A 6,801-nucleotide genomic window follows, 5' to 3' on the forward strand; every position below is an offset into this window, starting at 1 on the left:
AAGGATGAGAGAAGAACGAGCAGACAAGTCGCGTGAAGATGCCAGACTTGTTGCTGCCGAGCTAGTTACCCAGCATTTGACCCAGAAGGATGTGGATGACGCGGTAACAGAGAACAAGCTGAAGCAGGCCGACTTTTGATGGTTGGATACAGGAATACGCTGGGCTTGCTTACGCGGCGCAGTGGAGGATCACAGCCTAGCGCACGGATGCTGCCTCTTTCAAGAAACAAATCGAAGAACTGTTACAAGGGCAAATGGATTGGATGCTCACGCGTGATGGAGAAGGCGGAACGATTAGGTTGTGGTGCAAATTGGATTTATTTAAATGGAAGCAATATGAATCAGCAATCATTTTACTAACCGTGAGATGGTATTTAAAATATAGTTTAAGCTATCGAGACATCGTAGAAATGATGAGCGAGCGAGGTTTAAAGATATCCCATACAACGATCATGAGATGGGTCCATGAGTTTGGACCCGAAATAGATAAACGAATTCGCAGCTATTTGAAACCCTCAAACGATTCGTGGCGTACGGACGAAACCTACATCAAAATCAAAAGTCAATGGAAGTATTTATATCGGGCAGTTGATTCTATAGGGAAAACGATTGATTTCATGTTATCTGAAAATCGTGATATGCCGGCAGCTAAGCGTTTCTTTACAAAGGCTTTGTCCTTGCCACATAATCAAATATCCGCTGTATTTGATCGGCTTTCGCTTCGTTATTTGCGGGACGGTATTGCTGCTCTGGTGTTTGTGGCGCAAGCCAGCTACAGCTCGTCCGAAGGGCAAACAATGTTTTTAGCGAGAATAACGGCAATGAAATCCGTTAGAGTATGTTAGCTCGGACGCGAAGGGGGGAGGGCGAACCCAGCGAGTACCTTGCGCCGCAGCGGACACCGCTGCCGTTCGAGCAGCGGGACGGCGTGCTCCGACACCGTGCCGAAGCTGGAATGCCACCAGATGGTCGTGATCGACGAGGAATAGGAAAATAGAACCGCCTGGGGCGAACCTTCAGACTGTTGATTAAGGCTTCGTCGTTCAGAATTTGAGTAAAAAAAAGCCAGCCTGTTGAGTTTTATCGACAGGCTGACCGTACCGTCAGGGAGATGTTACCTGGCGGTCCTTTGGGTTCTTATAGGAATTGGGGATAGGTGCTTAAGTAATCAAGTGAACCGCCGTAAGAATATTTGATTTTGTACGTACCTTGCGTAAATACCGTATTGAAGTTGATGGTGAAACTAACGGTAGCAGGATTACTGAAAATATTCGAACGACTCTTCTCAACAAGCTGTTCTGTGCCATTTACGACACGGTACACATCCGCAAATATGACCCCTGCTCCAGGCGAACCGCTAAAATACGCAGTTCCAGTGATTCTCAGTGTTCCCTGACCCGTAATGGTATCTGTAGAGGACAGTGGGGTCGGATCAGCGTGTACAGCGGTAGAGAACATAAAGAGCATCATGACAGACAGCATCAGAACCATTAACTTCTTCGTTTTCAATAACATCCATCCTTTCAAAAGGGGATTTGATGAAGGAGTTTCTAGAGGCATGAATGCTAGACAGTTTTCAACCCTTCTAGGATTCATTATACCATATCATGTAATTTTATGAAAACATTTTCCTGTGCATGTAAAAAAGTGGTCAAGTATGCGTGGTCTTTCCATTCAAGTATTGAACCCCATACCCCTCACAGATCCGTACGGGCGAAATTCACGCATACGCTCTTCACTTCACCATTCGCAGTTTTGGCCTGTCATAAATATTAACGTATGCTTAGAGTAGCTGGTTCTTTGAAGCTTGGCACAGTGACAGCAGTGCAATTACAAGAAGAAATACAAGACAAAACCTGGGGAACCCTTCTTTGCGGTAAAATCTCGGAGGATCTGTTACTTTTGTCTGATTCAAATGGAGATTACTACTGGGATAAGGTTGAAGAGAAAAATATCAAATATTTTGTGCGGCAATGTGCAGAACATCCGTGGGCAAACCACTTTGCATTAGCGCTGATATGTTTGTCCGACCGAAATTTAACACCACAATCGATTATGAATATTACGAGTTCTCTGAATGCTCGATTTCGGGATTTGTTCAATCATTATAAGCTATCGGCCATGGAGGAGTTTTTGCCAACGCACATAGAGCAGTACGTAACAGGTCAAATTCTGCCTGATCATTCTGACGACAACGGCAAGCTATTTTAACTGGGTACAACACCTTTATGTTTAACCTGAAAAAATGGTTAGGTACGAAGTTTAGCGATGAAAAGCAGGCTGCACTTTCCGTGTACCTTCTTCCTAATCTTCCTTATGACAATCGAGATTTTAATGCTCGTACAAAGGCGATTACTAATGCAAAAACCAAGCGAAAAGAAGACACTTCGGCAGTAACTCCGTTATTGCCTGAAATAAGGGCTGAGGGGCATCTTAGATGGAATCAAGTTAGCCGGCTGCGTGAAGCTTACCGCAAGGCCCATTATGAACGTTAGAGAGCAGCGTTTGGCGCTCCCAATAGAATTTCATTACGACGAATCAGAATATGTTGGTGAACGATGGCATTTTATTCTTAGTAACTCAAACTTCGCAGAGCGAAATTGGTCTTAAACCCTTGATAAATAAAGCTGTACTAGGATAATGATTTATCTCTTGCAAAAATAGAAAAACACCGCTTCCGTTTGGTATAGTGATTGTGTCGAGCAACCCACTACCACACAGAAGAGGTGTCCTTTATATGATAGAGCAAAAAGAGCCCTGCAATCAACTACCAAAGGAAATTAAACCAGCTTTTAAAGAGCTTCANCGAGCAACCCACTACCACACAGAAGAGGTGTCCTTTATATGATAGAGCAAAAAGAGCCCTGCAATCAACTACCAAAGGAAATTAAACCAGCTTTTAAAGAGCTTCAGGTGCTTAAGCATTTAAAAGACGCGAAAATCAACAAAAAATTTGGATTTACGGCGGCCTATCTTTTTCAGCTTGTTTTCGTGCTTTTGTTTCATCAGAAAAATTGGTTTCGCCTGCTCGAAAGTGCCAAAGTGAATCGTTTCCCGGCAAAGACTCCGTTTATCGATTTTTAAATCACACGAAATTCGCGTGGCGGCAGTTCCTCTTATCTCTGAGCGCTGCGACAGTTCAGAAAGTCGAACGACTTACTTCCGATAACCGAGTCACTGCATTCATCTTTGATGATTCAATGTTTGCTCGTAACCGCAGTAAGGCGGTGGAATTGCTCGCAAGATTTAGAGATCACGCTACCGGAGCCTATTACAAAGGTTTCCGCATGCTTACGATGGGGTGGTCGGACAGCCATTCGTTTATCCCCATGGATTTCGCCTTACTCAGTTCTACGAAGTCGCAGATCAAAGGCATTACAGAGGGAATTGACAAACGTACCATCGGTTATAAACGCCGTGAAGAATCATTACTCCCGACTCCGCAAGTGATTGCATCCATGATGGATCGCGCCATTGCCAATGGTATCTCAGCCTCTTACGCCTTAATGGACAGTTGGTTTACCCATGCGCCATTCATTAAAGAAATACTGGGCCGCGGACTACATGTCATTGGTATGATTAAAAATGACAACAAACGATACCTCGTGAACGGAAATCGGCTATCCCTGAAGAATTTGTATCTGGCAGCTTCGCGAGTAGAAGGGAAGAACGCCAACATCCTTCGCTCGATCCGGACAGAATTGGTTCCAGGTATCCCTGTCCTCGTGGTGTTTTTATAGGAGTTTCAAGGACTCTCGTATGATTCACTCGTTAGTCACACGACGATTGTATTTTCCAGATACATTCTGCTTGCATGGCAGCATCGGCAAAGCACCGATCCACGCACACTTGGCTGTTTGTTTTATTTGCTTTGCGATGAGGTCAGCACTTTGGACTGGGTCGTTGCCTTGCAGCAACTCATCGATTTGATTAATGATGTGGCAATAAAGGCAAACAAAAAACTCTCAAAATTGATTAAATGTCAACTCCAACAATGGATCGCGGGTTTGCCCAGTTATCTCAAGGCTTACCTGCCTATTTCAAGCTGCGAAGTTTGAGTTATTAAAATAAGATCGGTGGGCTTAAAGATGGTATGAGTATGGCTGCGCGTTTAGGAGATGAGACAACCGGAATATGCTTAACTAGAACATCATAGTTACCTAAAGTGTAATCTCTTTCTTTTTCTTGCAGTAACCTTTATACTAGCAGGAGGGTTCTGCACAGCTGAAAGCCTGTTTGTTTATGGCAAGATCACCCCTATATATAGGACATTAAGTTCGCCAACCTAACAGACGAAGGAGCATTATGAATGGGTAAAATGCGTAAATCAGCAATGCTGTTGCTAGCTATGATGACGTGTTTGACGTTAGCGGCTTGTTTTAGGGGCACTGCTGAGGATCATACGAACTCCAACGCCAATCTTATGGAGGCAGATGCTTCTCAAACGAAGCCTTCTCCGGATGAGCCTGCCTGGAAGCAGGACACGACACCGATTACGTTTGACTGGTATATCAATTTCAATTGGTTCGGCGGCAAGTGGGGAGGCAACGTCGTTTCCGATTATATAACGAAGAAGACGGGCGTCAGCTTGAACTTTATCAAGCCTGACGGCAACGCCAACGAGAGGCTCAACACGATGATTGCAGCAAGGTCGCTCCCTGACTTCATCACGCTGGGCTGGTACGAGGATGCCGTGCTGAAGATGATCAAGGTAGATACGGTGCTTCCATTGAATGAGCTAGCGGATCAGTATGATCCTTATTTCTTTAAAGTCGCAGACCCCACGAAGCTTAGCTGGTATACACAGGCTGACGGCAATGTGTATACCTACCCGAATGCATCTTCATCCCCTGCGGATTATCAAAAATATGGTCAGCTTTTTACTTCTAATCAGACCTTTGTTGTTCGGAAAGACATGTATGAAGCACTTGGGAAGCCGGATATGAGCACGCCGGAAGGTTTTCTCGGCGCGCTGAAGGCTGCGAAGGAGAAGTTTCCGAAAGTGGACGGCCAGCCGCTCATTCCGATCGGCCTGACTGAATTTACGGAAACCGGCAACTATTCGCTGCAAGAGATGCTTCAGAACTTCCTAGCAATTCCGCAGCAGAAAAACGGCAAACTGTACGATCGTCGAAGCGATCCAACCTATCTGAAATGGCTGAAGGTGTTCCGCCAGGCGAATGAGGACGGGCTGATGGCGCCAGATGTCTATATTGATGGCGGACGAAAGCAAATAACTGAAAAAATATCGCAAGGGCGTTATTTTGCCATGCTGTATCAGTGGTCTGATTTTACAAAGAACAACCAAGCGTTGTATCAGAAGGACCCGAATAAGGTGTATATCGCGATTGATGGTCCGGCGAATGATGCGCATGATGTGCCAACACTTACAGGACCAGGCATCTCCGGTTGGACGGTGACGCTCATCTCGAAGAACGTCAAGGATAAGAAGCGGGCAATTGCCTTCCTCAGCTATTTGCTCAGCGAAGAGGGGAACAAGGATCTGTTCTTTGGAGTGAAGGGCGTTACTTACGATACGATAGAAGGCAAAGATCAGTTCCTGCCGGAGGTCCTGCATCTGCTCAACACCGACCGCAAAGCGTTCGATAGCAAATACGGCGCTTTTTATATGTACTGGATGCTAATGAATACGAACATGAATCTAGCATGGGCCCCGCCTGATGTTGGGCCTGCCAAACAAATTGCCGATTGGACGAGGGGCAAGACGATCAACATGACCTGGTTCGACAATCTGGTTCCGGACACGACGACGAAGGAAGGTGTTGCGGAAGGCCAAAACAATTGGCTCTGGGGCAGTACGCTGCCGAAGCTGCTGATGTCCAAGTCGGATGCTGAATTCGATCAACTGTTCGCCGGATATATGAACAGCCTTACCGAGCGAGAAGCCATCGAAGTTAGCCGCCAAGCAGCCTATGAACGAAATGTACAGAAGCTGAAGTCGCTCAATCAATAGTTCTATAGAGGAAGCACAGGACGTGAAGTAGGAGATGGGATTCGCGGCAATGCGTTGGTTATCGGGGATACGTGCATATACATTTAAACTTTCACTTCAAGTCAAACTGATTCTGTCATTTGTGTTCGTTATCTTCATACCGGTTGTTCTATTCTCCTGGTATATGCTCAATGAAGATTCCGCCAAGGCAATGAAAGAATTGACGAAGAACAACGAGAATGTGCTGGCTGTCGAAAAGACGAACATTGCGAATAGCGTGGAGTTGATGGAATGGACCGGCCATCTTGCGTTATCCAATCGGGAAATGAACGATTTTATGCAAATTCAACAACGACAGGATACAGCGCGTGTTCTTCATATTAAGAATGAAGTGGTCAGAAACTTTCAATATTTTCTGTACAACAATCCACGAATTACGAATGTCCGGTTGTTCACGGACAACCCTTATGTGAATGAGATTTGGCCAGTCATCCAACAGGAATCACGTATTCAGGACGAGCCTTGGCATGATAAGGTGATGAAACAGAGCGGTTTGCCCTGGTGGGAGATTGTACAGGAGAAAGTCGTCCTCACCGGTAAATCCGAACCATCGCCGAATGACCTCGTCATGACGTACTTACAGGAATTCAAATATGTGGACAACGCAACACATAACGGAATTCTAGAGGTAACGATGAAGCTGTCGAATTTCTTTTCTCGAACGTTCAGCAGTGTGGAGAACACAAACTCCCAGCTGATCGTAGTAGCAAGGAGCGGACAGGTATTCAGCTTGAAGACTTCACCTGTGTTCAAGCAGCACAGCGCGGAGCAATTGATGGAAAGTGTGA

4 protein-coding genes and 3 pseudogenes are annotated in these 6,801 nt (G+C 45.5%); 6 read left to right on the forward strand and 1 reads right to left on the reverse strand.

Annotated elements, in window-relative coordinates; genetic code table 11:
* Positions 1-263: 263 nt before the first annotated feature.
* Positions 264-686: pseudogene (locus AC6RNO_RS36335) on the forward strand (IS6 family transposase); the annotation flags it as partial.
* A gap of 451 nt (positions 687-1,137) precedes the next feature.
* Here AC6RNO_RS36335 and AC6RNO_RS36340 read toward each other — a convergent pair.
* A complete protein-coding gene (locus tag AC6RNO_RS36340) occupies positions 1,138-1,509 on the reverse strand; it encodes a hypothetical protein (protein WP_488438789.1) in 372 nt (123 codons plus the stop codon).
* Between the two features lie 291 nt (positions 1,510-1,800).
* On the opposite strand from AC6RNO_RS36340, the gene AC6RNO_RS36345 reads away from it, so the two are divergent.
* The 5 genes and pseudogenes from AC6RNO_RS36345 to AC6RNO_RS36365 all read left to right on the forward strand — a co-directional run.
* Complete coding sequence (locus tag AC6RNO_RS36345) at positions 1,801-2,211, forward strand: hypothetical protein (protein WP_497108413.1); 411 nt, start codon at positions 1,801-1,803, stop codon at positions 2,209-2,211.
* 17 nt (positions 2,212-2,228) lie between these two features.
* Positions 2,229-2,495 carry a hypothetical protein gene (locus AC6RNO_RS36350; protein ID WP_497108414.1) on the forward strand — a complete coding sequence of 89 codons (267 nt, stop codon included), beginning with the start codon at positions 2,229-2,231 and terminating at the stop codon, positions 2,493-2,495.
* 349 nt (positions 2,496-2,844) lie between these two features.
* Positions 2,845-4,058, forward strand: a pseudogene (locus AC6RNO_RS36355) (IS4 family transposase).
* Between the two features lie 251 nt (positions 4,059-4,309).
* A complete protein-coding gene (locus AC6RNO_RS36360; RefSeq protein ID WP_488438787.1) occupies positions 4,310-5,974 on the forward strand; it encodes a type 2 periplasmic-binding domain-containing protein in 1,665 nt (554 codons plus the stop codon).
* A gap of 49 nt (positions 5,975-6,023) precedes the next feature.
* Positions 6,024-6,801, forward strand: a pseudogene (locus tag AC6RNO_RS36365) (sensor histidine kinase); the annotation flags it as partial.

The organism is Paenibacillus sp. sgz302190 (assembly GCF_059820445.1).